This is a genomic window from Clostridium sp. 1001283B150210_160208_E6, from assembly GCF_015669365.1.
Classification (GTDB): Bacteria; Bacillota; Clostridia; order Clostridiales; family Clostridiaceae; genus Clostridium; species Clostridium paraputrificum.
The window spans coordinates 13757-38991 of record NZ_JADPAA010000006.1; the positions used below are offsets into that span (position 1 = coordinate 13757).

Annotated in this window: 27 protein-coding genes; all 27 read left to right on the plus strand. The window is 30.7% G+C overall.

Annotated elements, in window-relative coordinates; all coding sequences use genetic code 11:
- The first annotated feature begins 203 nt into the window (after positions 1–203).
- The 27 genes from nifJ (at position 204) to I4V16_RS08220 (ending at position 25122) form a co-directional block, all read left to right on the plus strand.
- Positions 204–3716, plus strand: a complete 3513-nt coding sequence (gene nifJ, locus I4V16_RS08090) for a pyruvate:ferredoxin (flavodoxin) oxidoreductase (protein ID WP_195631531.1) — start codon at positions 204–206, stop codon at positions 3714–3716.
- 259 nt (positions 3717–3975) lie between these two features.
- Positions 3976–4302 carry a DUF1292 domain-containing protein gene (locus tag I4V16_RS08095; protein ID WP_049178573.1) on the plus strand — a complete coding sequence of 109 codons (327 nt, stop codon included), beginning with the start codon at positions 3976–3978 and terminating at the stop codon, positions 4300–4302.
- 157 nt (positions 4303–4459) lie between these two features.
- Entirely contained in the window at positions 4460–5284 is an 825-nt protein-coding gene (locus I4V16_RS08100; RefSeq protein ID WP_195966628.1) for a PHP domain-containing protein, read from the plus strand.
- A 14-nt stretch (positions 5285–5298) separates the two neighbouring features.
- Positions 5299–6492 carry a pyridoxal phosphate-dependent aminotransferase gene (locus I4V16_RS08105; RefSeq protein ID WP_111937777.1) on the plus strand — a complete coding sequence of 398 codons (1194 nt, stop codon included), beginning with the start codon at positions 5299–5301 and terminating at the stop codon, positions 6490–6492.
- A gap of 75 nt (positions 6493–6567) precedes the next feature.
- Positions 6568–7206, plus strand: coding sequence for an HAD-IB family hydrolase (locus I4V16_RS08110; RefSeq protein ID WP_111937778.1), 639 nt, complete (start codon positions 6568–6570; stop codon positions 7204–7206).
- Between the two features lie 17 nt (positions 7207–7223).
- Positions 7224–8024: an aminotransferase class IV gene (locus I4V16_RS08115; RefSeq protein ID WP_049178604.1), complete on the plus strand. Its 801-nt coding sequence runs from the start codon at positions 7224–7226 to the stop codon at positions 8022–8024.
- Between the two features lie 74 nt (positions 8025–8098).
- Positions 8099–9997, plus strand: coding sequence for a flagellar assembly protein A (locus I4V16_RS08120; RefSeq protein ID WP_195963173.1), 1899 nt, complete (start codon positions 8099–8101; stop codon positions 9995–9997).
- A 9-nt stretch (positions 9998–10006) separates the two neighbouring features.
- Positions 10007–10459, plus strand: a complete 453-nt coding sequence (locus I4V16_RS08125; RefSeq protein WP_111937781.1) for a chemotaxis protein CheW — start codon at positions 10007–10009, stop codon at positions 10457–10459.
- Between the two features lie 8 nt (positions 10460–10467).
- The gene (locus tag I4V16_RS08130; protein ID WP_111937782.1) at positions 10468–10956 is read left to right on the plus strand and encodes a chemotaxis protein CheD; all 489 of its coding nucleotides are present in this window, start codon (positions 10468–10470) and stop codon (positions 10954–10956) included.
- A 73-nt stretch (positions 10957–11029) separates the two neighbouring features.
- Positions 11030–11797, plus strand: a complete 768-nt coding sequence (locus I4V16_RS08135; protein WP_049178566.1) for a protein-glutamate O-methyltransferase CheR — start codon at positions 11030–11032, stop codon at positions 11795–11797.
- A gap of 13 nt (positions 11798–11810) precedes the next feature.
- On the plus strand, positions 11811–13796 hold the full coding sequence (locus I4V16_RS08140; protein WP_111937783.1) for a chemotaxis protein CheA: 1986 nt from the start codon (positions 11811–11813) through the stop codon (positions 13794–13796).
- A gap of 22 nt (positions 13797–13818) precedes the next feature.
- Positions 13819–14418 (plus strand): chemotaxis protein CheC, encoded by a 600-nt coding sequence (locus tag I4V16_RS08145; RefSeq protein WP_111937784.1) that lies wholly within the window; start codon positions 13819–13821, stop codon positions 14416–14418.
- Between the two features lie 16 nt (positions 14419–14434).
- Complete coding sequence (locus I4V16_RS08150) at positions 14435–14797, plus strand: response regulator (protein WP_049178563.1); 363 nt, start codon at positions 14435–14437, stop codon at positions 14795–14797.
- Between the two features lie 26 nt (positions 14798–14823).
- Complete coding sequence (locus I4V16_RS08155; protein WP_049178562.1) at positions 14824–15222, plus strand: chemotaxis protein CheW; 399 nt, start codon at positions 14824–14826, stop codon at positions 15220–15222.
- A 15-nt stretch (positions 15223–15237) separates the two neighbouring features.
- Positions 15238–16233 (plus strand): flagellar motor switch protein FliM, encoded by a 996-nt coding sequence (fliM, locus tag I4V16_RS08160; protein ID WP_111937785.1) that lies wholly within the window; start codon positions 15238–15240, stop codon positions 16231–16233.
- On the plus strand, positions 16226–17377 hold the full coding sequence (gene fliY / locus I4V16_RS08165) for a flagellar motor switch phosphatase FliY (protein ID WP_049178560.1): 1152 nt from the start codon (positions 16226–16228) through the stop codon (positions 17375–17377). Before fliM ends, fliY begins: the two co-directional genes overlap by 8 nt.
- A gap of 154 nt (positions 17378–17531) precedes the next feature.
- Positions 17532–17816: a flagellar biosynthesis anti-sigma factor FlgM gene (gene flgM / locus I4V16_RS08170; protein WP_049178559.1), complete on the plus strand. Its 285-nt coding sequence runs from the start codon at positions 17532–17534 to the stop codon at positions 17814–17816.
- Positions 17809–18219 (plus strand): flagellar export chaperone FlgN, encoded by a 411-nt coding sequence (gene flgN / locus I4V16_RS08175; protein WP_111937786.1) that lies wholly within the window; start codon positions 17809–17811, stop codon positions 18217–18219. Before flgM ends, flgN begins: the two co-directional genes overlap by 8 nt.
- An 11-nt stretch (positions 18220–18230) precedes the next feature.
- The gene (gene flgK / locus I4V16_RS08180; protein ID WP_195966629.1) at positions 18231–20021 is read left to right on the plus strand and encodes a flagellar hook-associated protein FlgK; all 1791 of its coding nucleotides are present in this window, start codon (positions 18231–18233) and stop codon (positions 20019–20021) included.
- 40 nt (positions 20022–20061) lie between these two features.
- Positions 20062–21054: a flagellar hook-associated protein FlgL gene (flgL, locus tag I4V16_RS08185; protein ID WP_111937788.1), complete on the plus strand. Its 993-nt coding sequence runs from the start codon at positions 20062–20064 to the stop codon at positions 21052–21054.
- A 15-nt stretch (positions 21055–21069) separates the two neighbouring features.
- Entirely contained in the window at positions 21070–21447 is a 378-nt protein-coding gene (gene fliW / locus I4V16_RS08190; protein WP_111937789.1) for a flagellar assembly protein FliW, read from the plus strand.
- 4 nt (positions 21448–21451) lie between these two features.
- Positions 21452–21667: a carbon storage regulator CsrA gene (gene csrA, locus I4V16_RS08195; protein ID WP_111937790.1), complete on the plus strand. Its 216-nt coding sequence runs from the start codon at positions 21452–21454 to the stop codon at positions 21665–21667.
- A gap of 12 nt (positions 21668–21679) precedes the next feature.
- Positions 21680–22024 carry a flagellar protein FlaG gene (locus tag I4V16_RS08200; RefSeq protein ID WP_111937791.1) on the plus strand — a complete coding sequence of 115 codons (345 nt, stop codon included), beginning with the start codon at positions 21680–21682 and terminating at the stop codon, positions 22022–22024.
- Between the two features lie 3 nt (positions 22025–22027).
- Positions 22028–22315: a hypothetical protein gene (locus I4V16_RS08205; RefSeq protein ID WP_111937792.1), complete on the plus strand. Its 288-nt coding sequence runs from the start codon at positions 22028–22030 to the stop codon at positions 22313–22315.
- 9 nt (positions 22316–22324) lie between these two features.
- A complete protein-coding gene (gene fliS / locus I4V16_RS08210) occupies positions 22325–22708 on the plus strand; it encodes a flagellar export chaperone FliS (protein ID WP_111937793.1) in 384 nt (127 codons plus the stop codon).
- A gap of 17 nt (positions 22709–22725) precedes the next feature.
- Positions 22726–24789: a flagellar filament capping protein FliD gene (fliD, locus tag I4V16_RS08215; RefSeq protein WP_111937794.1), complete on the plus strand. Its 2064-nt coding sequence runs from the start codon at positions 22726–22728 to the stop codon at positions 24787–24789.
- A gap of 3 nt (positions 24790–24792) precedes the next feature.
- Entirely contained in the window at positions 24793–25122 is a 330-nt protein-coding gene (locus I4V16_RS08220; RefSeq protein WP_111937795.1) for a hypothetical protein, read from the plus strand.
- The last annotated feature ends 113 nt before the right edge of the window (positions 25123–25235 follow it).

Here is a 25235-nt window from a genome sequence, read left to right on the forward strand (position 1 = left end):
TTCTGATATATAATTATATACGTAGGTTTGTTTTACTAGGAGATACAAAAGTTATTTTTTTAACAATGTCGTTATTGATATATTTAATGGACATTATTAATTTAAATGAATAATTCAGTGTATTTTTATGTTAAAATACACTCTACGGTTTAAACAAACATGTTTCTTATTAATTTTTATATAAAGAAAGAGGGGTCTACGCGATGAGAAAAATGAAAACTATGGATGGTAATACTGCAGCTGCTCATATATCATATGCATTTACTGAAGTTGCAGCTATCTATCCTATCACACCATCATCACCAATGGCTGAACACGTTGATGAATGGGTAGCACAAGGAAGAAAGAACATATTCGGTCAACCTGTACAAGTTATGGAAATGCAATCAGAAGCAGGTGCTGCTGGTGCAGTTCATGGATCATTACAAGCAGGTGCATTAACAAGTACTTATACTGCATCTCAAGGTTTACTATTAATGATTCCAAATATGTACAAGATTTCAGGGGAAATGCTTCCAGGAGTATTCCATGTTTCAGCAAGAGCATTAGCTACTTCAGCTCTTAATATTTTTGGTGATCACCAAGACGTTATGGCTGCAAGACAAACAGGTTTTGCAATGCTTGCAGAAGGATCAGTACAAGAAGTTATGGATTTATCAGCAGTTGCTCACTTAACTGCAATAAAATCTAGAATACCTTTTGTTAACTTCTTTGATGGTTTCAGAACTTCTCACGAAATTCAAAAGATCGAAGTTCTTGAATATGATGAATTAGCAAACTTAGTTGATTGGGATTCAGTTGAAGCTTTCAGAGCTAGAGCTTTAAATCCTAACCATCCTGTAACTAGAGGTACTGCACAAAACGCTGATATCTACTTCCAAGAAAGAGAATCAGTTAATAAGTTCTACGAAGCAGTTCCTGATATAGTTGAAGGATACATGGCTGAAATAACTAAGTTAACAGGAAGAGAATATCACTGCTTCGACTACTATGGAGCTCCAGATGCTGATAGAGTAATCATTGCTATGGGTTCTGTAACAGATGTATGTGAAGAAACTGTAGATTACTTAAATGCTAATGGACAAAAAGTTGGTGTTGTTAAAGTAAGATTATACAGACCATTCTCAAATGAAAAATTAATGAAAGCTATACCAGCATCTGTTAAGAAGATTGCTGTATTAGATAGAACAAAGGAACCAGGATCAGCTGGTGAACCATTATACTTAGACGTTAAGAATGCATTCTATGGTAAGGAAAATGCTCCTGTTATCGTAGGTGGTAGATTCGGTCTAGGTTCTAAGGATCCAAATCCAGGTCACATTGCTGCAGTTTATGAAAACTTAGCAAAGGAAGATTCAAAGAATGGATTTACAATAGGAATCATTGATGACGTAACAAATACTTCATTAGAAGTTCATCAAGATATCGATGCTACTCCAGAAGGAACTACAGCATGTAAGTTCTGGGGATTAGGATCAGACGGTACTGTTGGTGCTAATAAGAGTGCTATCAAGATCATCGGTGACCATACAGACATGTATGCTCAAGGTTACTTCTTCTATGACTCTAAGAAGTCAGGTGGTATAACAGTATCTCACTTAAGATTTGGTAAGAAGGCAATCAAGTCTCCATACTTAATAAACAAGGCGGACTTCGTTTCATGTTCTAACCAATCATACGTTCATAAGTACAATGTACTTGATGGATTAAAGCCAGGTTCAACTTTCTTACTAAACACTATCTGGACTCCAGAAGAATTAGATGAAAAGTTACCAGGTTCATATAAGAGATTTTTAGCTAACAACAACATTAAGTTCTACACTATCAATGCTGTTGGAATCGCTCAAGAAATAGGTCTTGGTGGAAGAATCAACATGATAATGCAATCAGCTTTCTTTAAGCTAGCTAACATTATCCCAGTTGAAGATGCTGTTAAGTACCTTAAGGATGCAGTTGTAACTTCTTATGGTAAGAAGGGACAAAAGGTTGTTGATATGAACAACGCAGCTATCGATAAGGGTGTTGAATCAATCGTTAAGATAGATATTCCAGAATCATGGAAGGATGCTAAGGACGAAGAAGTTGAAAACAACCACAAGATGACTGAATTCGTTAAGAATATAGTTATCCCAATGAACAGACAAGAAGGAGATTCTCTTCCAGTATCTACATTCATGGGAATGGAAGATGGTACTTTTGAAGCTGGTACTGCAGCTTACGAAAAGAGAGGAATTGCAGTTAACGTACCTGAATGGGTTCCAGAAAAGTGTATCCAATGTAACCAATGTGCTTACGTTTGTCCACATGCTGCAATTAGACCATTCTTATTAAATGATGCTGAAAAGGCAGCTGCTCCAGAATCAATGAAGTTAGTTCCTGCTAAGGCATTAAAGACAGAAGAACCATTAAGCTTCTCAATCGGAGTAACTCCATTAGATTGTACTGGATGTGGAAACTGTGCTCAAGTTTGTCCAGCTCCAGGAAAAGCTTTAATAATGAAGCCACAGGAATCTCAACATGATCAAATGGAAGCTTGGGATTATGCAGTTGAAGAAGTTTCAGCTAAGAAGAACCCAATGAATAAGAATACAGTTAAGGGAAGCCAATTCGAACAACCATTACTTGAGTTCTCAGGTGCTTGTGCAGGTTGTGGAGAAACTCCATATGCTAAGCTTATAACTCAATTATTTGGTGACAGAATGATGATTGCTAATGCAACTGGATGTTCATCAATCTGGGGTGGATCAGCTCCTTCAACTCCATATACAATTAACCATAAAGGACATGGTCCAGCTTGGGCTAACTCATTATTCGAAGACAATGCTGAATTCGGATTAGGTATGTTCTTAGGTGTTAAGGCTATAAGAGAAAGAATAGCTAATAACTTAAAGGCATTATTAGAAGAAGGTGTAAATGACGACGTTAAGGTTGTTGTTGAAGACTGGTTAGCTAATATGAACAATGGTGAAGGAACTAGAGATAGAGCTGAAAAGTTAGAAGCAGCTTTAGCTACAGTTAATTCAGAATTAGCTAAGAAAGTATTAGATGAAAAAGACTACTTCGTTAAGAGATCTCAATGGATCTTCGGAGGAGACGGTTGGGCTTACGATATCGGATACGGTGGAGTTGACCACGTATTAGCATCTGGTGAAGATGTAAATATATTCGTATTTGATACAGAAGTTTACTCTAATACAGGTGGACAATCTTCTAAATCTACTCCAACAGCTGCTATAGCTAAGTTCGCAGCTTCTGGTAAGAAGACTAAGAAGAAAGACCTTGGAATGATGGCTATGAGCTATGGTTATGTATATGTTGCTCAAGTAAATATGGGTGCAGATAAGAACCAAACTCTTAAGGCTATTGCTGAAGCAGAAGCTTACCAAGGACCATCATTAATCATTGGTTATGCTCCATGTATTAACCACGGTATTAAGATTGGTATGGGTAACAGCCAACAAGAAGCTAAGAGAGCTACTGATTGTGGATACTGGGCTATGTACAGATACAACCCACAATTAAAGGGAACTAAGAATCCATTTGCTTTAGATTCTAAGGAACCAAAGGCAGACTTCAAGGAATTCTTAATGGGTGAAGTAAGATATGCTTCATTAGCTAAGGCATTCCCAGAAGCAGCAGATGCTTTATTTGAAAAGACTTACAATGATGCTATGGAAAGATTAGCAGGATATAAGAAGTTAGCTGAACAAGAATAATTTCTTTAAATATGAAAAGCTGTATCATTTAATGATACAGCTTTTTTGCGTACATACCTTCACAAAAGCTAGGGGATGCTGAAAATTGGTCATTTAGCAAGTTAGTAATTGTGGTTTTTTATTGAATAATATTTAGTTAAATTGCTAATGTTTTTAATTACATAAAATAAAATTCTAATTATTTTAAAATATAGCTTTTAATTTATAAGAAATAAGGGTAAAATTAAAACAACTACTTATTTAAAAGGAGGATTTGAAAATGAGTGATGAATTAAATAAATGTGGATGCGGACATGACCACGACCATGAAGGATGTGGATGTGGACACGATCATGATGAACATGGTTGTGGATGTGAAGAGCATGAAAGCTTTGTAATTGATTTAGAAGATGATAACGGAAACGTAATATCTTGTCCTATTATAGATGCTTTTGAATTTGAAGATAAGGAATATGTTTTAGCTCAAAGCCCAGAAGATGACTCAGTATACTTATTCAGAGCTGATGGTGAAGAGTTAGTAGTACCTGAAGAAGAAGAATTCGACAGAGTTGCTACTTATTATAATGATGAATTAGTAGAAAAGTAGAAAGAGAGTGGTGAAACCACTCTTTTTTTATGTCTAGGAAAATATTAAATAAGAACTATTGAAGCAATAGAAAAGTAAATGGAAAATTATAATAAATGATTTACAAGGTAGTTCATTAATGCTATATTTTTTATAGATAGGAAGGAAGGTGTACAATATGAAATATGCAGATTTACATATTCATTCTTCCTACTCTGATGGAGTATTAGCACCAGAGGAAATAGTAGAGTTAGCTAAAAATCAAGGGATTAAATATATATCAATAACTGATCACGACTCTATTTCTGCTCAGTACATTATTGATAAAAATGATACTGGTGTGAATATTATACCTGGAATTGAATTTAGTACGGAATATAATGATTTAGAGATACATATTCTAGGGTATTTTATTGATATAAATAATAGAAGATTAAATGAAGTTGTAAGTGGATTAAGAAGATCAAGGGTAGAGAGAACATATAAAATCTTAGAGAAGTTAAAAGAAAACAAGGTATATATTGATATAGATGAAATAGCAGTTGATAAAGATTCATCTATAGGTAGAGGGAATATTGCAAACGCAATTGTAAACAGAGGGTATGCTGAAAATTATAAAGAAGCATTTTCTAAATATTTAATAAAAGGGAAATCTACCTATGTGAAAGGTGAAAAACTTTCATATAAAGAAACATTGCAGGTTATTAATGAAGCTGGAGGCATATCAGTACTAGCTCATCCTGGTAAGATATATAGAAGTATAGAAATAGAGAATGTAGTAAGAGAGTTAAAATGCTATGGTTTAAATGGGATAGAGGTATATCATCCAAGTCATAGCAAAGAGCAGATTAATAGTTTCTATAATTTAAGTAAGAAATATAAATTGTTGATAACAGGTGGTAGTGATTTTCATGGATCTTGTAATAAACCTATTTTATTAGGTACACAGGGGATCAATGAGCTACTTTTAGATAAATTAATTAATTATAAGCAAAAGCAATAAATGGAGGAGATAAAATGAATTATTCAAAAAAGGCTATGAACATAACTCCATCAATAACCCTTGCGATTACTGCCAAAGCTAAAGAGCTTAAGGGGGCAGGAGTTGATGTTGTAAGTTTTGGGGCAGGAGAACCTGATTTTAACACACCTAAAAATATAATGGATGCAGCTATCAAATCTATGGAAGAAGGGAAAACAAAGTATACCCCTACTTCTGGAATAATAGAGTTAAGAGAGGCAATATGTAAAAAACTTAAAGAGGATAATAATTTGTCTTATAATTCTAATCAGATAATTGTTTCTACAGGGGCAAAGCAATGTTTGGCAGATGCTTTTATGGCTATATTAAATCCAGGAGACGAGGTTATAGTACCAATTCCATATTGGGTAAGTTATCCTGAATTAATAAAACTTGCTGATGGGGTACCTGTTTTTGTTGAAGGTAAAGAGGAAAATGATTATAAATATACTTTAGAATCTTTAAATAAAGTAGTTAATGATAATACCAAGGCAATTATTATAAATAGTCCTAACAATCCAACAGGAACTGTTTATTCTATAGACGAGCTAAAAGAGATAGCTGAGTTTGCCCAAAAACATGATTTAATAATTATATCTGATGAAATATATGAGAAGTTAATATACGATGGTAAAAAACATGTTAGTGTAGCTTCTCTTTCAGAAGATGCTTACAATAGAACAATAGTAATTAATGGCTTTTCTAAATCTTATGCAATGACTGGATGGAGATTAGGATATGCAGCAGGAAATGCAGAAGTGATTAAATTAATGACTAGTGTTCAAAGTCATGTTACTTCTAATACTAATTCAATAGCTCAATATGCAGGAGTGGAAGCTTTAAATGGGCCAAAAGATGAAATTGAAAAAATGGTTAAGAAGTTTGAAGAGAGAAGAAACTTAATGATAGATAGAATTAAAAGCATTACTGGACTAAGCATAATTAGACCTGAAGGTGCATTCTATGTAATGATTAATTTGGAAAATTATTTAGGAAAGAGTATAAATGAGAATGTCATTAATAACTCAGTAGATTTCTCAAGAGAACTTTTAGAACATGAAAAGGTTGCTGTTATACCAGGATCTGCTTTTGGGTTAGACAAGTATATTAGGTTGTCTTATGCGACTTCAGAAGAGTTAATATTAAAAGGTTTAGACAGAATTGAAAGTTTCTTAAATAAATTAAAGTAAAGAGGTGGCTATGCCACCTTTTATTTTTTTGAATAGATATTATATAATAAACACAAAGATAGATGGAGGAATAAAATGAAAAAGTTAGCTATATTTGATATTGATTATACTATTACAAAGAAAGAAACATTAATGGAGTTTTATAAATATTCTTTAGAAGAAGATATAAAAAATATTAGGTTTTTACCAAGAGCTTTATATAGTGGCTTAATGTATGGCGTGGGTATATATGATGAGAGAAGGGTTAAGGAGTGTTTTTTAAAGTTTATTGATAATATTGAAGAAGAAAAATTACAAGATTTAGTGAAAAGATTTTATAAGAACAGACTAAGTAAAATATTATATAAAGATGCAGTAGATATGATGTATAAATTAAAAAAGGAGGGCTATGATATTTATTTAATATCTGCATCCCCTGAATTTTATATAAATGAGTTTTATAACATTGATGTTGTAGATAAGGTTATTGGAACTAGGTTTGAATTTAAAGAAGGAAAATTTATTAGAAGAATGTTAGGTAGCAATTGTAAAGGTGAAGAAAAAGTAAAAAGATTAAAGGAAGTGTTATCAAAAGAAAATATTGAAGTGGATTTTAAAGATTCATATATGTTTTCAGATTCTTTATCAGATAAACCGCTTTTAGATTTAGTTGGAAAACCTTATTTAATTAATTATAAGAAGAAGCATGAGATAGAAATATTAAAATGGATTTAAGAGGAGGAGTAAAAATGATTGAAGCTATTAATGAATACTATATTGATAATGGCAAATTAAGAGAGGTAGAAGAATGGAGAGAAGAGGGGGAAGGAAAGCTAATATATGAAGTTATTAGAATAATTAATGGGAAACCCCTATTTTATAAAGAACATTATGACAGAATGATAAACTCATTTAAATTAAATAACTACAAAAATGATATTACATATGATGAGTTGTTGAATGATATAAATAACCTAGTAATATCAAATAACAAGACTTTAGGAAATATAAAAATAATTTTTAATACGAAATCTAATGAATTTAAAATATTTTTTATAAAGCATTCTTATCCTACAGACGAAATGTATAAAGAGGGGGTAAAAACAATACTGTATTTTGGAGAAAGAGAAAATCCAAATGCAAAGGTTATTAACAATAGTTTTAGAGAAGCGGTAAATAAAGAAATAAAGAAAAATGATGTTCATGAAGCTATTCTTGTTGATAGAAATGGATATATAACAGAAGGTAGTAGGTCAAATATTTTTCTTATAAAAGACTCTAATGTTTATACATCTAAGGTTGAAGCTGTTTTACCTGGAGTTACAAGAACAGAGATAATTAAGGTGGCAAAAGAAAATGGCATTAACATTATAGAGGAAAATATAAGATATACTGACCTAGAAAAGTTTGATGTGTTGTTTATTTCGGGAACATCACCTAATATTTTACCAATAAGAAGAGTGAATGAGTTAGAGTTTGATGTTGAAAATTATTTGTTAAGAAAATTAATGAACTTATTCGATGAATTAATTGGTAGAAATACACTAAACTAAATGAATTTTCATATATTTTACAAAGTATTCTTATATGATATACTTAATAAAGGGGAAAATGGGAGATGGTGTATATGGATTGTAACTTTATGGGAAAAAACCTAGAAGAATGTTTATGTGAAGCAGAAAGACAATTATCTATCCCAAGGAATGAACTTGTATATAAGATAATAAAAGAAGAAAAAAGTATATTTAGGAAACATTGCGAAATAAAAGTTATAGAGAAAAGTAAGAATCAAGATAAGAATAGTAATTTGATAGATATAGTGGATAACAAAATACTTATAAAGGATAAGCAAAATAAGTTTAATTTAGATTTTGAGGAAGATATAGAGTTATATGTTAATAATGAAAGAGCAGTATCTGGTGTAGAAGTTACTTTTGAGGATACTATAACCTTCAAGTTAGAAGGAGTAAAAGCAAAAAGAGAAATAAAAATAGACACATCAGATAAAGTACAAGCCAAAATGTTTATTTTATATACTCCAGAATATAAGCCTGTTTTAAAGTATGAAAAGGCTGTAAGTAGAATTAAACTGAAAAAGGAATTTGAGGATGGGGAGCTTCCACCTAAATACTCTAAAGAAGATATATTAGAAGTGTTGTCTTTAAAGCAAATAGTTTATGGTATTGATGAAAGCATTATTACAAAAGTAGTAGAGATGAATGAAGTGAATGGTGAAGTAATAGCTGAGGGAGTCAATGCCAAAGATGATGAAAATGATAAGATAAAAACATATTTTGATAGTGTAAAGAAAAATATAGATGAAAATTCTATTGAAAATGTTGATTATAAGAATATGTACTCCATAGGAACTGTAAAAAGTGGAGATATTATTGCAGAGCTTATCGTTGGTGAAATAGGAAAAGATGGAATAGATGTATTTGGTGGAGTTATAAAAAGAAAAGTTAAGAAACAATTAAAGTTAAAGATTGGTGTTGGATGTAAAATTCAGGATAATAAGGTGTTTGCTATTACAGAAGGTAGGCCTTCTATAAAGAATGGAGTTTTTAATGTTTTTAAAATATTTGAGACTTCCAAAGATGTTGATATAAAGAGTGGTAATATCGACTTTATTGGTGATATAAAGATTAATGGAAATGTAAAAGAAGGCATGAAGGTAACATCAGGTAATAGTATAGAGATTAATGGGAATATAGAGAGGGGAACTATTATTGCACAAGGTGAAGTGAGAGTATCTGGAAGTGTGATTAGTTCCAATATAACTGCAGGAACTAAAGATTTAGACAGGCAGTTATATATAGATAACTTGAGAAGCTTAAAAAAGGACTTAAAACTGTTAATTGCTTCAGTTAAACAAATAAAGGAAAGTAGCGTTCTAGGTGCTGAAAAAGAAGATGGAGAAATTATTAAATTATTAATTGAAACTAAATTTAATTCTGTTATTAGGGTTTCTATTTTAATAATGAGTATATCAAGTAGTCTTGGAAATAGTTCTCAATATATATATGACTTTATTAAGGAAAAACTTATTGGATTCGGGCCTTTAAAAATTAAGTTTGCCAATGAGTTATACGATTTTATTAGACTTATAGAAAAAGAAATTGAAGTTAATGAGTTGGAAACAATAATACCGGTAAATATATACGTTGGATATTGTCAGGATGGAAAAATAGAGTCAAGTGGTAAAGTAATAATTAAGGGTAAAGGTATGTATACATCAGAAATAACAGCTAAAGATGGTATAGAAGTATTATCAAAAGGAGCTGTTGTTAGGGGAGGCTCTTTAAAGGCTAACAATTATATTAAAGTTAGTACGGTAGGAAGTAGTGCGGGTGTTAGTACGATCTTACATGTTTCTAAAAATGGAAAAATAGAAGCAGAGGTAGCTTATCAAAATACAGTTTTCTGTTTTGAAGAAAGACAATATATATTAGAAGCTCATTCAAAAAACATAAAAGCCTATCTAGATAAAGATGGTGAAATAGTTGTAGAAAAGTTTGTATTTTAGGAGGTATGTATGGATAAGATAGAAAATAAAATACTAATATTTAGGTTGGGAGAAGATCGTTATTCTACTAATATTAGTGAAATAGAAAGAATATTAGAATATACTGAAACCGTACATATTCCGGATGCACCAAACTTTGTTGAAGGGGTAATAAATTATGAGGGACATGTTATACCTGTTCTAAATTTATGTAAAAAGTTTAATTTGGATTGTTGCAATAAGGATTGTAAAGACTTTAAGATTATTGTGGTAAAAAGAGAGAATAGAAAATTTGGTGTTATTGTAAATAATGTATATGAGGTTTCCAGTGTTAGTGATGAAATGGTGGAAATGGTGCCATCCATAACTTTATCGGAAAAAAATAATTATATAAAAGGGCTAGTTAAGATTGGTGGCAAAATAATAATTCTTTTAGATATGGAAAGGCTTTTATCAAAAGAAGAGAGTGATCAAATATTTTAGGGGGATTTATGGAATATACTGAAGTTAAAGTTGGAATATCAGATTTGAATGTAGTGCTTCCTCCTCAGAAAATTATAACTATAGGGTTAGGGTCTTGTGTGGGAATTGGACTTTATGATTCAGAATCCAAGGTTACAGGATTAGCACATATAATGTTGCCAGATAGTACCCAATTTAGGAAGGTTACGCAACCTTTAAAATTTGCGGATTTAGCCATACCAATATTGATAGAAAAAATGGTGTCAAAAGGATGCAAAAGAAGAAATATAGTTGCTAAAATTGCAGGTGGAGCATCTATGTTTAATTTTAGTGATAAAACTATGATTAGCGATATTGGTAAAAGGAATACAGAAGCAGTAAAACAGTCATTAAAATCATATAAAATCCCTATATTAGCTGAGGAAACTGGAGGTAACAAAGGGAGAACTATGATAATTGATTCCAATAATGGAGAGGTTACAATTAGAATTATAGGAAAAGGAGTATTAACTATATAAAATACATAAATTTTATGAAGGCTTTAGTTGATTAAAACTAAAGATGAAGTTAGAGAGGGAGATAAAAAGTATTATGGAATTCGATGATTTTCATAAGTGGGTTTATAGAGAGTATGGGATGAATTTATCTGCTTATAAGTCAGAGCAGTTAAATAGAAGAATATCTAGTCTTATGGGAAGATTAGATATTTCAAGCTTAGATGAGTATAAAAAAGTAATAATTAGTGATAAAGAGCAAAGAGAGAGGTTTTTTGATTTTATAACGATAAATGTAACTGAGTTCTTTAGAAATCCTGAACTTTTTAAGGAATTAGAGCAGATAATAAAAAAGTCATTACTACATAAAAATGGAGGTTTGAAGATATGGAGCGCTGCTTGTTCCATTGGTTGTGAACCCTATAGTTTAGCAATAATGTTGGACAAGTTATCTGTTAAGAATAATGTAAAAATAATTGCTACAGATATAGATAGGAATGCATTAGCTAAGGCAGAAAAAGGAATTTATACATTTGATGAAATTAAAAATGTAAAAAAAGAAGATTTAGATAAATATTTTGAAAAAATAGACGATAATTATTGTGTATGTAAGAAAATAAAATCAATGGTTACTTTCAGAAAGCATGATTTAATAACAGAGAAGTATGAGGGTGGGTTTGATTTAATTGTATGTAGAAATGTAGTTATTTACTTTAAAAGTGATGCTAAGATGGAAGTGTATAGTAAGTTATCTGACGCCTTAAATAAGGGTGGTTTCTTATTTGTAGGAGGCACAGAGAGTATATATGACTATAATAAAGTCGGTTTAGAACGGGTTTCTACATTTATTTATAAAAAGCTATAGAGGGGGTATATGAATGGATACATCACAATATATGAATATGTTCTTAGAAGAATCCATGGATAATCTTCAAATATTAAATGAATCGTTATTAGAATTAGAAAAGAATCCAAATGATGTTGATAAGGTCAATGAAATATTTAGAGTAGCCCATACAATTAAGGGAATGGCTGCAACAATGGGGTTTACTGATATAGCTGAATTGACTCATAAGATGGAAGATGTTTTATCAAAATTCAGAGAAGGTCAGTTAAATGTTACTCAAGAGGTTGTTACAGTATTATTCGATTGTTTAGATACATTAGAAAGAATGGTAAGTAATATTGAAGAGGGCGCAGATTCTAGTATAGATATAGAGGCAATAATAAAATCTTTACATAATATTTCGCAGGTAAAAGATGTAGCGGCAAATAAAGAGATAGAAACTTTAGTTACATTAGAAAAAGATAATTGTAGTATGGAGCTAAATGACTATGATATGTCAATAATAAAACAAGCCCAAGAAAAAGATTTTAATGCTATAGAGTTAAGTATAACATTAAGTGAAAATACTCTATTAAAATCTGCTAGAGCCTTTTTAATTGTAAAGGATTTAGAGGAAATTGGTGAAATAATTAAATCTAAACCATCTACAGAAGATATAGAAAATGAGGATTTTGAACTTCAATTAGACTTTGTTTTAATTACTACAAGCTCAGAAGATGAAGTTAAGAAGTTAGTTGAAAATATTTCTGAAGTTAGAATGGTTAAGACTAAATTAATAGAGTTCCAAAAGATAGAAGAGAGTGCAGTTAAGCCAAAAGAGGTTAAACTGGAGTCCAAAGAGACTTCTGAAGAAAAGAAAAAAAGTGTGAAAAAAGAAGGAAACAAGAAATCACATCAATCAGTAAGAGTTGATCTAGAAAGAATAGATAAACTTATGAATATGGTTTCTGAACTAGTTATATATAGGACAAGACTTGAGCAAATAGTAGTAGACCATAAATCATCTGATTTAACAGAAACTTTGGAGCAAGTTGGAAGAACAACTACAGACCTTCAAGATTTAGTTATGAAAATTAGAATGCTTCCTTTAGACACTGTATTTAATAGATTCCCAAGAATGATTAGGGATATATCAGTGGAATTAAATAAGGAAATTAATTTTGTTATTGAAGGTGCTGAAACAGAACTAGATAGAACTGTTATAGATGAAATTGGTGAGCCATTAATACACTTATTAAGAAATGCAGCAGATCATGGAATTGAAACTAAAGAAGAAAGAATAGCTAAAGGAAAACCTGCAGTAGGTACAATTAAGCTTGTTGCGTATCAAGAAGGAACAAAAGCTTTAATAAAAGTAATAGATGATGGTGCAGGAATAAATGTTGAAAAAGTAAAAGCAAAAGCTGAAAGAGTTGGTATTAACACAGAAGGATTAAGTGATGATGATATCAAAAATTTAATCTTTGCACAAGGATTCAGCACTAATGAAGTTGTTACAGATATATCAGGTAGAGGAGTAGGAATGGATGTTGTTAGGGCAAAAGTTTCAGCTCTTGGAGGTACTGTAGATTTAATTAGTGAAGAGGGTAAAGGATCAACATTTGTAATTAGGCTACCACTTACATTACAAATAATACAAGCGTTACTAGTTAATGTTGGTAATGAAACTTTAGCAATTTCTCTAGGATTTATAGATAGGGTTATTGATTATAAGAAAGATAATATTAAAAAGAGCAATGGTAAAGAAGTAATAATATATAGAGATGATGTAATACCATTGGTTAGACTAAATGAAAGATTAAATATAGAATCTGTAGATACAGAGAAGAAGTTTGTAATTATTGTTAAGGTTGGTGAAAAGACTATTGGACTTCTTGTTGATTCATTAATGGGACAACAAGAAATAGTAATTAAGCCATTAGGTAAAACATTAAGTTCTTTAAAAGAGTATATAGGTGCAACTATATTAGGTAATGGATTAGTTACATTAATTCTTGATGTAGGAGCCTTAATATAAAAAATATATTAGGAGGTATGTAATGGATCATGGGAATTTAAGCAATATACAGCTTGATGCATTAAAAGAAGTTTCTAATATAGGAGCAGGAAATGCAGCAACTGCATTATCAATGATGCTTGGAAAAAAGATCGAAATGACTGTACCTTCAGTTAATATGATAAAGTTGAGTGAAATGTACAATGATGAAGCAGAATCTTTGGTCTGTGGAATTGTAGTTAGAGTACTTGGAGATATCCAAGGAAATATATTAATTATTTTTAAAGACAATGTAGCTCACGATATTGTAGAAATGTTAACTGGAGTTAGAGAAAATGAGATATCAGAATTAGGTGATTCAGCTCTATGTGAAATAGGAAACATTCTTTCTGGATCATATATGAATGCAATAACGCAATTCACTGGATTATGTGTTATACCATCAGTACCAGCTGTAGCTTATGATATGTTGGGTGCAATTTTAGCAACAACTTTCGTAGAGTCTGGTCAGTATGACGAAAATATATTAGATATAGAAACAGTATTTTTAGATGAATTAAATAGTAATATAGGAGCACATTTTTATTACATACCTGTTCCTGGTTCGTTTGAAAAGATATTAAAATCAATTGGAGTATATTAATTTGGAGGTAAAAGATATGGCAAATAAAGTATTAATAGTTGATGATGCAGCTTTTATGAGAATGATGATAAAGGACATTTTAGAGAAAAATGGATATGATGTTGTTGGGGAAGCTAGCAATGGATTAGTGGCAGTAGACTTATATAAAAAGGAGAAGCCAGACGTTGTTACTATGGATATAACAATGCCAGATATGGATGGTATTGAAGCGGTTAAGCAAATAAGAACATTTGATCCTAATGCAAAGATTATAATGTGTTCAGCTATGGGACAACAATCAATGGTAATGGATGCTATCAAATCAGGAGCAAAAGATTTTATAGTTAAGCCTTTCCAAGCAGATAGAGTACTTGAAGCAATTAAAAAAGTAATAGGCTAATTATCCTAATTATAGGAGGGGTACAAATGCAAATAGTAGTATTTAAGTTGGGCGATGAACATTTTGCTGTTGAAACAGAAAAGGTTCAAGGAATAAATGATATGATGAGTATAACTCTAGTACCTAAAGCGCCTAATTATATTAAAGGGTTAATTAACTTGAGAGGTAGCATAAAATCATTAGTTGATATTAATCTACTTCTAAATGTAGATACATCTGATAATCAAGAAAATATAATAATTCTTAATGTTGGAGAAGAGGAAATAGGAATTTGCGTAGATGAGGTAGAAGAGGTTTTAGATATAGAAGAAACTTCTATTCAGAGGGTAGAAACAGAAGTAGAATATCAATATATAAAAGGCATTTATAAACATGATGAAAAACTGCTTACGATAATTGATATAGACAAACTATTAAATATATAGAAAAGAGGGACAAGTATGGCAGATGTTTTATCACAGAGCGAAATAGATGCCTTGTTGTCTGCCTTATCTACAGGATCGTTAGAACCGGACGAACTTCAAAAAGAAGAAGAAAAACATAAGGTGAAAGTATATGATTTTAGGAGTCCACAAAAATTCTCAAAAGATCATATTAGAACTTTAGAGTTAATTCATGATAATTATGCAAGAATAATATCTAATTTCTTAACAGCACAATTAAGGAAAAACGTTAAAGTGAAAATAGAAACTGTAGAGCAGATAACCTATGAGGAATTTATACATTCAATACCAAATCCAACAATAATGACTATGTTCAGAATGCCACCTCTAACAGGAACTATATTATTTGAAACGAATCCACAATTCTCATTTCAAATAATAGATGTACTATTAGGGGGAACGGGAGAAAGAAATACGGTTAGTAAGGAATTTTCGGATATAGATAAAAACATAATGATGCAAATTACTTCAGGAATGATTTCTAATTTGAAGCTTGCATGGGAAGACATATTAAATGTTGAACCAGAAGTTGAATCTTTAGAAACAAATCCAGCTATAAATCAAACATTAGCACCAAACGAACCAGTTGCTTTAGTTACTTTTTCAGTAGAAATGGGTAAGAGCAATACATTTATTAATATATGTATTCCATATCTAAGTATTGAAAAGGTATTGGATAAGTTAGTTGTTCAATATTGGTTCCAAAATGAAAAAGATGCATTAGGCGATGAAGTAAGAGAAAAGATTGAAGAGGGACTTAATCCGGTAGAGATAGAAATGTCAGCAGAATTAGGGTGTACTCATTTAACAATTGATGATTTCTTAAATTTATCTAGGGGAGATATAATAAGATTAGATAATAAATGTACTAATCCTATAAAGATATATGTAGAAGATCAAGAGTGTTATTATGCAAGACCAGGAATTACTGGTAAGAACTTAGGGGTTGCAGTATTGGATATAATAGATAAGGATGTGAATGAGTATGAGTAACGGTTTTTTATCTCAAGAAGAGATAGATTCACTATTAAATGGAAGTGATGACTCTTCAAGTAATGCAGGGGTTAATGATAACTCTGTTAATTTGTTAAGTGATATAGAGAAGGATCTTTTAGGGGAAATAGGAAACATTTCTATGGGGTCTGCATCAACGGCACTTTATCAAATAATAAATCAAAAAGTAAATATAACAACACCAGTTGTTTCAATTACAACATTAAAGGAAATCAAAGAAACCTTTGAAACACCAACTGTTGTATTAGATGTAGAATATACAAGTGGAATAATAGGAAGAAATATACTTATTATTAAGACTGAAGATGCTGCCGTTATAGCTAATTTAATGATGGGTGGCGATGGAATTGTTGACAATCATGAACTATCAGAAATAGAAATTAGTGCTGTGCAAGAAGCTATGAATCAAATGATAGGTTCTGCAGCTACATCAATGGCTACTATGTTTTCAAGAGAAGTAAACATATCACCACCTATATCCAAGATATGGAATAATAGTGAAGATCCTCTTTCTAGTAAAATACCAGAGGAACAAGCAATTGTAAGAGTTAGTTTTAGAATGACAATAGGAAATTTAGTTGATAGCAATATAATGCAAATACTTCCTGTTGAGACAGCAAAGAAAATTGTATCTATAATGATAGGTAAAGAAGATGAAAATAGCGATGCTTCTAAACAAAATGATAATCCTGTAAATAATGAGCTTTCAGTTGAAAGTTACAATAATTCATATGAAGATGTTTATGAAGTAAATCAGCCTGTATCAGAAAAAACAATAATTGAAACTCCACAACCACAGGTGGAAGTACATAAAGCTAGTTTTGAGCCTTTAGTAGAAAGTAAAAGTTCTGTAGCGTCTAATAAAAATATTGATTTAATTCTAGATGTTCCATTAGATATTTCTGTGGTTCTTGGTAGAACAAAAAAGAGTATAAAAGACATATTAAACTTTTCTACAGGTTCCTTAATAGAATTGGATAAATTAGCAGAAGAACCTGTAGAGGTACTTGTAAACGGAAAAACAATTGCTTTAGGAGAAGTAGTTGTGGTAGATGAAAACTTTGGTGTTAGAATAACAAGTATAGTAAGTAATACTGAAAGAATAAATTCATTAAAGAAATAATGATACAATAAAAGCTATGTTGATTAAAATCAATGTAGCTTTTATTGTGTTCCAGTAATTGTAAAATAAAATATTAAAATTGACATAAAACTATAAATTATATCTTAGTATATTCGATAATAAATATATAGGAGCTACTTGGGAGGTAAGTATTATGAATATAAATGGGATAAATTCTAATAATGTTATTAATTTTTATTCAAAAAATAAAAATAGAGTATCTCAAACAAAGGAAGTAAATAATGTTTCTGACAGAATAGAAATATCTAAGTTAGGAAAGAGCCTGACTAACTATACATTAGAAGGAGTAAATGTGGATAATTCTAAGAAAATTGAGGAACTAAAAAATCAAATTAATAATGGAACTTATAATGTTGATGCTAAGTTAACTGCTAGAAGTATTCTAGATACAATTAAGGAGAACGGTTTAAATGAGTAATGAGTTAACTATAGTTATAAAAAATGAAGGAGAAGCTTTAAAGAAGCTTTTATCACTACTAGAAAAACAATATAAACATGTGATGAAAAAAGAAGTTTTTGAGCTAGAAGCTTTAGTTGATAAAATAAAGTTGGTAAATAAAGAAGTTGCTCAAGCAGAGGTTGAGAGAAGAAAACTAGTTGGGCAAAGAAGTATGAGAGAAATTGTGAATACTTCTAATGATGAGGAGCTTGATAACTCATATAGAGAAATTAATAGGATAATATTAGCTGTAAAGCAACAAAAAGAAACTAATGAATTGTTGATAAGACAACAAATGAGTTTTAATAATCAAGTATTAAATATAATAAATCCAAGAAGAGAAATGAAGACATATAATTCATATGGAAATCTTTCAAGATAGGAGGAAGTTACATGACAGGATTGTTTGGAACTTTTAATATAGCTAAAAGAGGAATTAATACATCGCAGGCTACAATTGATGTAACTTCTCATAATATTTCAAATTCAAATACAGTTGGATACTCAAGACAAAGAGCTAAAATAGTTACTTCAAGACCTATGACGGGAACAGCTGGGTACGGACAAGTAGGAACAGGTTCACAAGTTCAAGCTATAGAGAGAGTTAGAGATGGTTTTCTTGATTATCAGTTAAGAGGAGCAAATAGTAGCTTAGGTTCAAGTGATATAAGAAGTAATTTTTTATATGAGGTAGAAAATATTTTTAATGAACCATCAGATACAGGAATATCAACTTTGATGGGGAAATTCTTTGATTCATTTCAAGAATTATCTAAGCAGCCTAATAGTTCCAATGCGAGAACTGTTACTGTTCAACAAACTTTAGCTTTAACAGATGCTTTAAATCATACTTATACAAAGCTAGAAGAATTACAACAAAATGCTCAGCTTGCGTTGAAATCAAATGTGACTGATATAAACAGTTTATTAAGTCAAATAGATGGTTTAAATAAGCAAATAATGAGTGTGAAAAGTTCAGGGCAAATGCCTAATGATTTAATGGATCAAAGAGATACTCTTTTAGATGAATTAAGCTATAAGTTTAATATTACAGTAGATAGAAAAGAATTTGAAGGAATCGATATAAGACCAACTGATACTAATGGAATGAAAGTAGCTAATTTAGTATCAGCTTCACCTAATACTGATTCACTAAGATTATCATATACATCAAAGGTTGAAAAGGATCCTACATATCCCAATATTCATGTTATAACATATCATAAGTTAGGTGATATGAACAATCCAGATAGCACGCAGACAATTAGGGTGTCAGGATTAAATGATGCACAAGTAAAAGAATTAAATTCTAGCAGGATAATATGGTCCAATCAAGAAGGACAAGCGGTAAAGGGTGATGGATACCCAATAAAAAATAATGATATTATCAATGCATCAGAATTACAGCTATTTAGACCATCAGATGGTGAGGTGGCTGGAAATATTACTGTTCAAGATGATGTTCAAGTATATATGGATGAACTAGATAAGCTTGCTAAGGCAATAGCATTTTCAGTAAATGCTATACATAGTGGAATTTCTGACCCATTATATACAGGAGGAAATCCAGATAGAGATTATATGCCTTTCTTTGTAAATAAGAGTGTAGCTCAATATAACAGTAATAATATATTGATAAATCTTGATAATACTTTAACTCAAGAAAGTGAAATTTCTGCTAAGAATATAACAATTAATAAAGAGCTTTTATATGATGTTATGAAGTTAAAAACAAAAACTCATGATAATGATTATGCTTATACATCAAGTAATGATGTAGATGGGGAAGGCGATGGGGCAAGAGCCCTTGCAATAGCACAATTAAGGGATAGTCTACTTAGAATTCAAGACTTTGGTTCAACAATAACATCTAGAGCTGATTTGAAGTTATCTAATTATGGAATGACTATTCAAAGTGATACTAGTGGGATGAAGCTAGATTCTTACTTTAAGGATATTATAGATAAGCTAGGTGTACAGGCTCAGGAAGCTTCTAGACAGGTATCAACTAAAGAAGACTTGTTCTATGAATTAGAAAATAGTAGAGCGCAGGTGTCTGGAGTTTCCATTGATGAGGAAATGGCCAACTTAATTCAATATCAACATGCTTATAATGCAAATGCAAAAATCATTTCAACAATAGATGAACTACTGGATGTAGTAATAAATGGACTTAAAAGATAAGATTAATTAATAAATATTAAGTTAATGAGGAAGTGAAGATATGAGAGTTACTAATAGAATGCTTGCAAACAATTATTTAAGGAGTATGAATAAAAACTTAACTAATATGCAAACATTAAACCGTCAACTTAGCACTGGTAAAGAAATAAGTAGGCCGTCAGATAATCCATATAAAACAGCAAGAAGTATGCAACTTAATACAGATATAAGTACAAATAAGCAATACAATGAAAATATAAAGGATACAATAAATTGGTTAGACTCTACAGATCAAGCATTATATCAAGCAACTAATACAATGCAAAGAATTAGAGAGTTATTAGTATCATCAGGAAATGCAGCATATGGTTCTGATGAAAGAAATGCTATAGCAGATGAAATGAATGAAAGAGTAGAAGAACTAGCTCAAATTATGAATACAAACTTTGATGGTAAATATATATTTGGAGGAACAAAAGCTTCTTCAAAGCCTGTAGATATAGTGACAGATGCTATAACAGGAAATAAAGACATAATATTTATTGACAAAGAGGGCAATAAGTTAGATTTAAACAGTGATGATGTATATATGAAAAGTCAATTAGATATGCTTGGAAGTAAGCTGAATGTTGAAGTTTCTCAAGGAGTTACTATTGAATATAACGTTACTGCTAAAGAGTTACTTTCTTTCAATAACGAAAAAGGAGAGAGAGTTAATGTATTAAATTTACTTGGAGATATAGTTGGCAATTTAAAATCAAGTGATGAGTTAGATTCAAATAAACTTATAAATGAAAATTTATCAGCAATAGATGATGTTATAACTAACCTGTTAAAAACAAGGTCAGAGGTTGGTGCTAAACAGAATAGAATGGAATCAGCTCAACAAAAGAATGAAGATGAAAACTTTAATATGACAGATATTTTATCTCAAACAGAAGATATAGATTTCACACAAAAAACAATAGAGTTTAGTATGGCACAAACTGTCTATACTGCTTCATTACAGGTTAGCGCAAAAGTTTTACCACCATCACTATTGGATTATCTATAAATATGAGGTGAAATAATGAAAGTTACTTTTAAAAAGGGGTTACCAGGATTAGATGAATATAAAGATTATGAGATACAAGAAATAGAGGGTGAAGAAGAATTCAAGTTGCTTCAATGTAATGAAAAGAAAGAACTTGGGTTAGTGATTATATCTCCATTTCAAGTAGAAAAAGAATATGAAATAAAAATAACGGATGAAATTATAAAGAACTTAAGCATAACATCACCAGAAGATGTATTAGTATATTCAACAGTTACTTTAAATTCAGATCCAAAGAAAATTACAGCAAACTTAAGGGCGCCAATTTTAATTAATGTACATACTGGGTTAGCAGAGCAGCTAATTACAGAGAATGAAAAATACAAAATAAAGCATCCTATATTTAAGGGGTGATTTTATGTTAGTAGTTACAAGAAAACAAGGTGAGTCAATTTTAATTGGGGATGATATAGAAATTTCAGTTTCTAAGATTGAAGATGGAAGCGTAAAAATTGCTATACAAGCTCCAAGAGAAATGGCTATCTTAAGAAAAGAATTATACAAGGAAGTAGAAAGTGAAAATATAGAGGCAGCAAAAGTTAATCTAGATTTACTTAAGAGTTTAAAAAAATAGGGGTGAAGTAAAATGGATATGAAGGTTATAGGTCAAGGAGGACAAACTAACCTTAATGCTATTAAACCAAACATGGAAGTTAATAATGTAGAAAAAGAATTAAACACAAACTCTGAAAAAGAGGACAGATATACTAAGGAAAACTTAAATAAGGCAATAAAAAAGCTTAATGGTTTCTTAAAGGATGATAATGCTTATGCAGAATATAATGTTCATGAAAAGTTTGGGGATATAATGATAAAAATTGTAGATAGGGATACCAAAGAAGTATTAGTTGAAGTACCTCCAAAGAAGATTCTTGACATGATAGCTAAGCTTTGTGAAATATCAGGTGTAGTTTTTGATAAGAAGGCTTAAATTATGGAATTTAGGTTGAATAAAATTGATACTGATATTAGAAGGAAACTTGCTAAAGAGGTAAAAGAGCAAGAAGTAAATCGCAAAACTCGACCTGAGATAGATGATAAAGTTAAGAAACCTTTTGTAGAGTTAGATACTGAAGATAAAAATGACACAAATAAATCTCAAAAATATATAACAGTAGAAGGAACATTGGAGAATACAAAAAAAATTACCATAGATGCAGAAAGAGATGAAAATTATATTGAAAAAGTGCATATTGGTAATGTAATTGATAGTGTTAAATAGGAGGGCAATATGTACAATAGCGGGTATAATGCTTATAAAAATAATAGTGTTAATTATGCATCAAAGGAGCAGCTACTTTTAATGCTAGTAGATGGCGCTGTTAAGTATGCAAAAATAGGAAGGGCAGCTATTGAAGAGAAAAATATAACTAAAGCTCATGAAAGTCTTACAAGAACTCAAGACATATTTGTGGAACTTATGGCAAGTCTTGATACAGGAGCTGGGGAATGGGCAAAACAAATATTTAAAGTTTATGAGTTTATAAATTACAAAGTGGGACAGGCTAATTTAAAAAAAGATATAAAAGAGTTAGAAGAAGTTATACCTTTTATAGAAGATATAAGAAATATGTGGTATGAAGTTTATGAAAAAACAAAGGCTTCAGGTCAATAAGAGAATGAGGTGATAAAATGAGGATAACTGGGTTAGCTACTGGTTTAGATATGGATGAAGTTATAAAGGAAAGTATGAGACCATATAGGGTTAAAATTCAGCAACAGCAACAGCAAAAAGAAATAGTAGAAATAAAGCAAAAGCTATATAGAGATGTATTAAAGGATAGTAGAGAATTTTATAATAAATATTTTGATGTGTCAAAAAGTGATAGCATAGTATTAAGTAAAAATTGGAGCACAATTAAATTTGAATCTTCTGATAGTAATGTTGTGTCAGTTTCATCTAATAGTGAAGCTATAAATAAAAATTTTACAATAACGGGAAGTTCAGCTACTGCTACAAAAGCTACTTTAACTGAAGGAATAGGTGAAGGAGATAAAATAGTAGTAGATGGTAAAGAGTTTACTCTAAGTGGGAGCACAGATAGGGAAAGAGTTTCTAATCTAAATAAGGAATTAGAAAAATCAGGGGTAAAGGTTTCTGTATCTTATACTGATTTTGCAGGAAGTGTAGATGGAGAAAATAAAAAAGGTTTAGTTTTTGAATCTACAGTATTAGGAGAGAAAGGAACTTTTACACTAGGTGGAAGTATACAAGCAGTAAATATAGAAGAAGTTAATGGAAGTAATGCAACGGAAGCTAAGTTTACTGGAATAACTATTGAAAATATAAGAAATTCAAAAGAAATAAAGATTGGTGATAAAGTTATTAGTTTAAACCTAGATCCTTCAAAGGAATATGCTAAGAATGAACTAATTAGTGAGTTGAATAAGAAGCTTGAAGATGAAAAAATAGATTTTAGAGCTAAGGTAGATGAAGGTGATAAGGTTACTTTGGCAAGTACTAAAAGCGGTGAACTTGCTGATTTACCAACTTTGGAAATCACGTTAGATGATAATTCTATTGTAAATGGAACTTTTGAAAATGGTAATAATGCAACTAAATCGATAACTTCATTGAACTTATCGGAAATAGAAGGTAAAGTTCTATTTATTAATGGGAAAAAGGTAAAATTTTCTTTAAAGGATAGTATTCTTGATGTAGATGCTCTTAATAAATCTTTAGAGGAAAAGAACTTAAATGTTTCTGCTGAAATTAAGGATGGAAAGTTGTCTTTAGTATCTAAAACAAGCGGAGAAAGTAAAAGTTTAGATATAAGTGTTATAGAAGAACCTGCTGAAGGTTTTACACCTGTGATTCAAGGGAAAGATGCTAATATAATTATAAAGGATAGCAAAGGTGGAGTTTATACTCACAAAGGGGATAGCAACACTGTAACATTAGATGGGGTTACTTTTAAGTTTGATGGAGAAATACCAGCGGATGGAGTAAAGATAATTAGTAAAAAGGATTCAACTAAGACAAAGGAAATGGTAGTTAATTTCTTTAATGACTACAACAAACTTATGGAAAAGTTAAATACTCTTACAATGGAAAAGAGGGATAGAAGCTATAGTCCATTGACAGATGAACAAAAGAAAGAAATGTCAGAAAGTGAAATAAAGCTTTGGAATGAAAGAGTTGAAAAAGGACAATTAAGTAGAGACTCTGATTTAAGTAGAATAATAAATTCTTTAAAAAGTGCTATGACTACAATGGTAGATGGAATAGATATTAATTTGGAGGATATTGGGGTTAAGCCTGTATCAGACTATGGTGGAGTTAAAAATGGAACATTTACAATAGATGAAAATAAATTAACTGCAGCATTAGAAGAAGATCCCAATAAAGTGATGAGATTGTTTACTGCAACTCCAACTGATTCTAAAAATTTAACATCATCAGAGAAAAATAGTAAGAGTGGAATAGCTCAAAGATTAAAGAGTATATTGTATGATGAAACTATGACGGTATCGTCTAGATTGCTAAAAAAGGCTGGTTACGAAGGAACAACTACTGTAACAAATAATGAACTTACTAAGAGTATTGAAAAATATGAAAGAAAAATGGAAGATATGGAAAAGGCATTTAGTAAAAAAGAGCAAGCCTTATACTCTAAGTATGCTACTTTAGAAACTATGATGAATCAATTGAATTCTCAACAATCCTATTTATTATCACAGTTAGGGATGGGTTAATTTATGAGTTTGAGAGTAATATTAGAGGAATATAAAAACGTTACAGAAATGCTTATACAAGCTGTAAAAAGTGGTGAGATGGGTGAAGAGTTTATAGAGGATAGGGAAAAGTTATTAAATGAGATTAAATCTTGTGATTTTGATAAAAATGAATTTAAAAAAATATGCGAGGAATTAAATATATTAGATATTGAGAAAGAAGCATATAAGGTTTTAAATAATGAAAAGCAAAAGGTAAAAGAAGAAATTATAACCTTAAAAAAGCAGAAGCAAGCAAATAAAAGCTATGGTAGTGCTGTAGGAAAAATGAACTTTTTTAATACAAAAGTATAAAGATATATATTTAAAGAAACGATAAATAAATATAGAGCTTAAGCATAAAAAACTCTTAAGAGTATTTTATAAATAAAAAGCCAAGGATGGCGAAAATTAAAATTCAGGGAGGA

What these genes read in the sequence shown, in the direction of transcription:
- nifJ (WP_195631531.1), top strand. Translation starts at nt 204, where the DNA reads ATGAGAAAAATGAAAACTATGGATGGTAATACTGCAGCTGCTCATATA.
- I4V16_RS08095 (WP_049178573.1), top strand. Translation starts at nt 3,976, where the DNA reads ATGAGTGATGAATTAAATAAATGTGGATGCGGACATGACCACGACCAT.
- I4V16_RS08100 (WP_195966628.1), top strand. Translation starts at nt 4,460, where the DNA reads ATGAAATATGCAGATTTACATATTCATTCTTCCTACTCTGATGGAGTA.
- I4V16_RS08105 (WP_111937777.1), top strand. Translation starts at nt 5,299, where the DNA reads ATGAATTATTCAAAAAAGGCTATGAACATAACTCCATCAATAACCCTT.
- I4V16_RS08110 (WP_111937778.1), top strand. Translation starts at nt 6,568, where the DNA reads ATGAAAAAGTTAGCTATATTTGATATTGATTATACTATTACAAAGAAA.
- I4V16_RS08120 (WP_195963173.1), top strand. Translation starts at nt 8,099, where the DNA reads ATGGATTGTAACTTTATGGGAAAAAACCTAGAAGAATGTTTATGTGAA.
- I4V16_RS08125 (WP_111937781.1), top strand. Translation starts at nt 10,007, where the DNA reads ATGGATAAGATAGAAAATAAAATACTAATATTTAGGTTGGGAGAAGAT.
- I4V16_RS08130 (WP_111937782.1), top strand. Translation starts at nt 10,468, where the DNA reads ATGGAATATACTGAAGTTAAAGTTGGAATATCAGATTTGAATGTAGTG.
- I4V16_RS08135 (WP_049178566.1), top strand. Translation starts at nt 11,030, where the DNA reads ATGGAATTCGATGATTTTCATAAGTGGGTTTATAGAGAGTATGGGATG.
- I4V16_RS08140 (WP_111937783.1), top strand. Translation starts at nt 11,811, where the DNA reads ATGGATACATCACAATATATGAATATGTTCTTAGAAGAATCCATGGAT.
- I4V16_RS08145 (WP_111937784.1), top strand. Translation starts at nt 13,819, where the DNA reads ATGGATCATGGGAATTTAAGCAATATACAGCTTGATGCATTAAAAGAA.
- I4V16_RS08150 (WP_049178563.1), top strand. Translation starts at nt 14,435, where the DNA reads ATGGCAAATAAAGTATTAATAGTTGATGATGCAGCTTTTATGAGAATG.
- I4V16_RS08155 (WP_049178562.1), top strand. Translation starts at nt 14,824, where the DNA reads ATGCAAATAGTAGTATTTAAGTTGGGCGATGAACATTTTGCTGTTGAA.
- fliM (WP_111937785.1), top strand. Translation starts at nt 15,238, where the DNA reads ATGGCAGATGTTTTATCACAGAGCGAAATAGATGCCTTGTTGTCTGCC.
- fliY (WP_049178560.1), top strand. Translation starts at nt 16,226, where the DNA reads ATGAGTAACGGTTTTTTATCTCAAGAAGAGATAGATTCACTATTAAAT.
- flgM (WP_049178559.1), top strand. Translation starts at nt 17,532, where the DNA reads ATGAATATAAATGGGATAAATTCTAATAATGTTATTAATTTTTATTCA.
- flgN (WP_111937786.1), top strand. Translation starts at nt 17,809, where the DNA reads ATGAGTAATGAGTTAACTATAGTTATAAAAAATGAAGGAGAAGCTTTA.
- flgK (WP_195966629.1), top strand. Translation starts at nt 18,231, where the DNA reads ATGACAGGATTGTTTGGAACTTTTAATATAGCTAAAAGAGGAATTAAT.
- flgL (WP_111937788.1), top strand. Translation starts at nt 20,062, where the DNA reads ATGAGAGTTACTAATAGAATGCTTGCAAACAATTATTTAAGGAGTATG.
- fliW (WP_111937789.1), top strand. Translation starts at nt 21,070, where the DNA reads ATGAAAGTTACTTTTAAAAAGGGGTTACCAGGATTAGATGAATATAAA.
- csrA (WP_111937790.1), top strand. Translation starts at nt 21,452, where the DNA reads ATGTTAGTAGTTACAAGAAAACAAGGTGAGTCAATTTTAATTGGGGAT.
- I4V16_RS08200 (WP_111937791.1), top strand. Translation starts at nt 21,680, where the DNA reads ATGGATATGAAGGTTATAGGTCAAGGAGGACAAACTAACCTTAATGCT.
- I4V16_RS08205 (WP_111937792.1), top strand. Translation starts at nt 22,028, where the DNA reads ATGGAATTTAGGTTGAATAAAATTGATACTGATATTAGAAGGAAACTT.
- fliS (WP_111937793.1), top strand. Translation starts at nt 22,325, where the DNA reads ATGTACAATAGCGGGTATAATGCTTATAAAAATAATAGTGTTAATTAT.
- fliD (WP_111937794.1), top strand. Translation starts at nt 22,726, where the DNA reads ATGAGGATAACTGGGTTAGCTACTGGTTTAGATATGGATGAAGTTATA.
- I4V16_RS08220 (WP_111937795.1), top strand. Translation starts at nt 24,793, where the DNA reads ATGAGTTTGAGAGTAATATTAGAGGAATATAAAAACGTTACAGAAATG.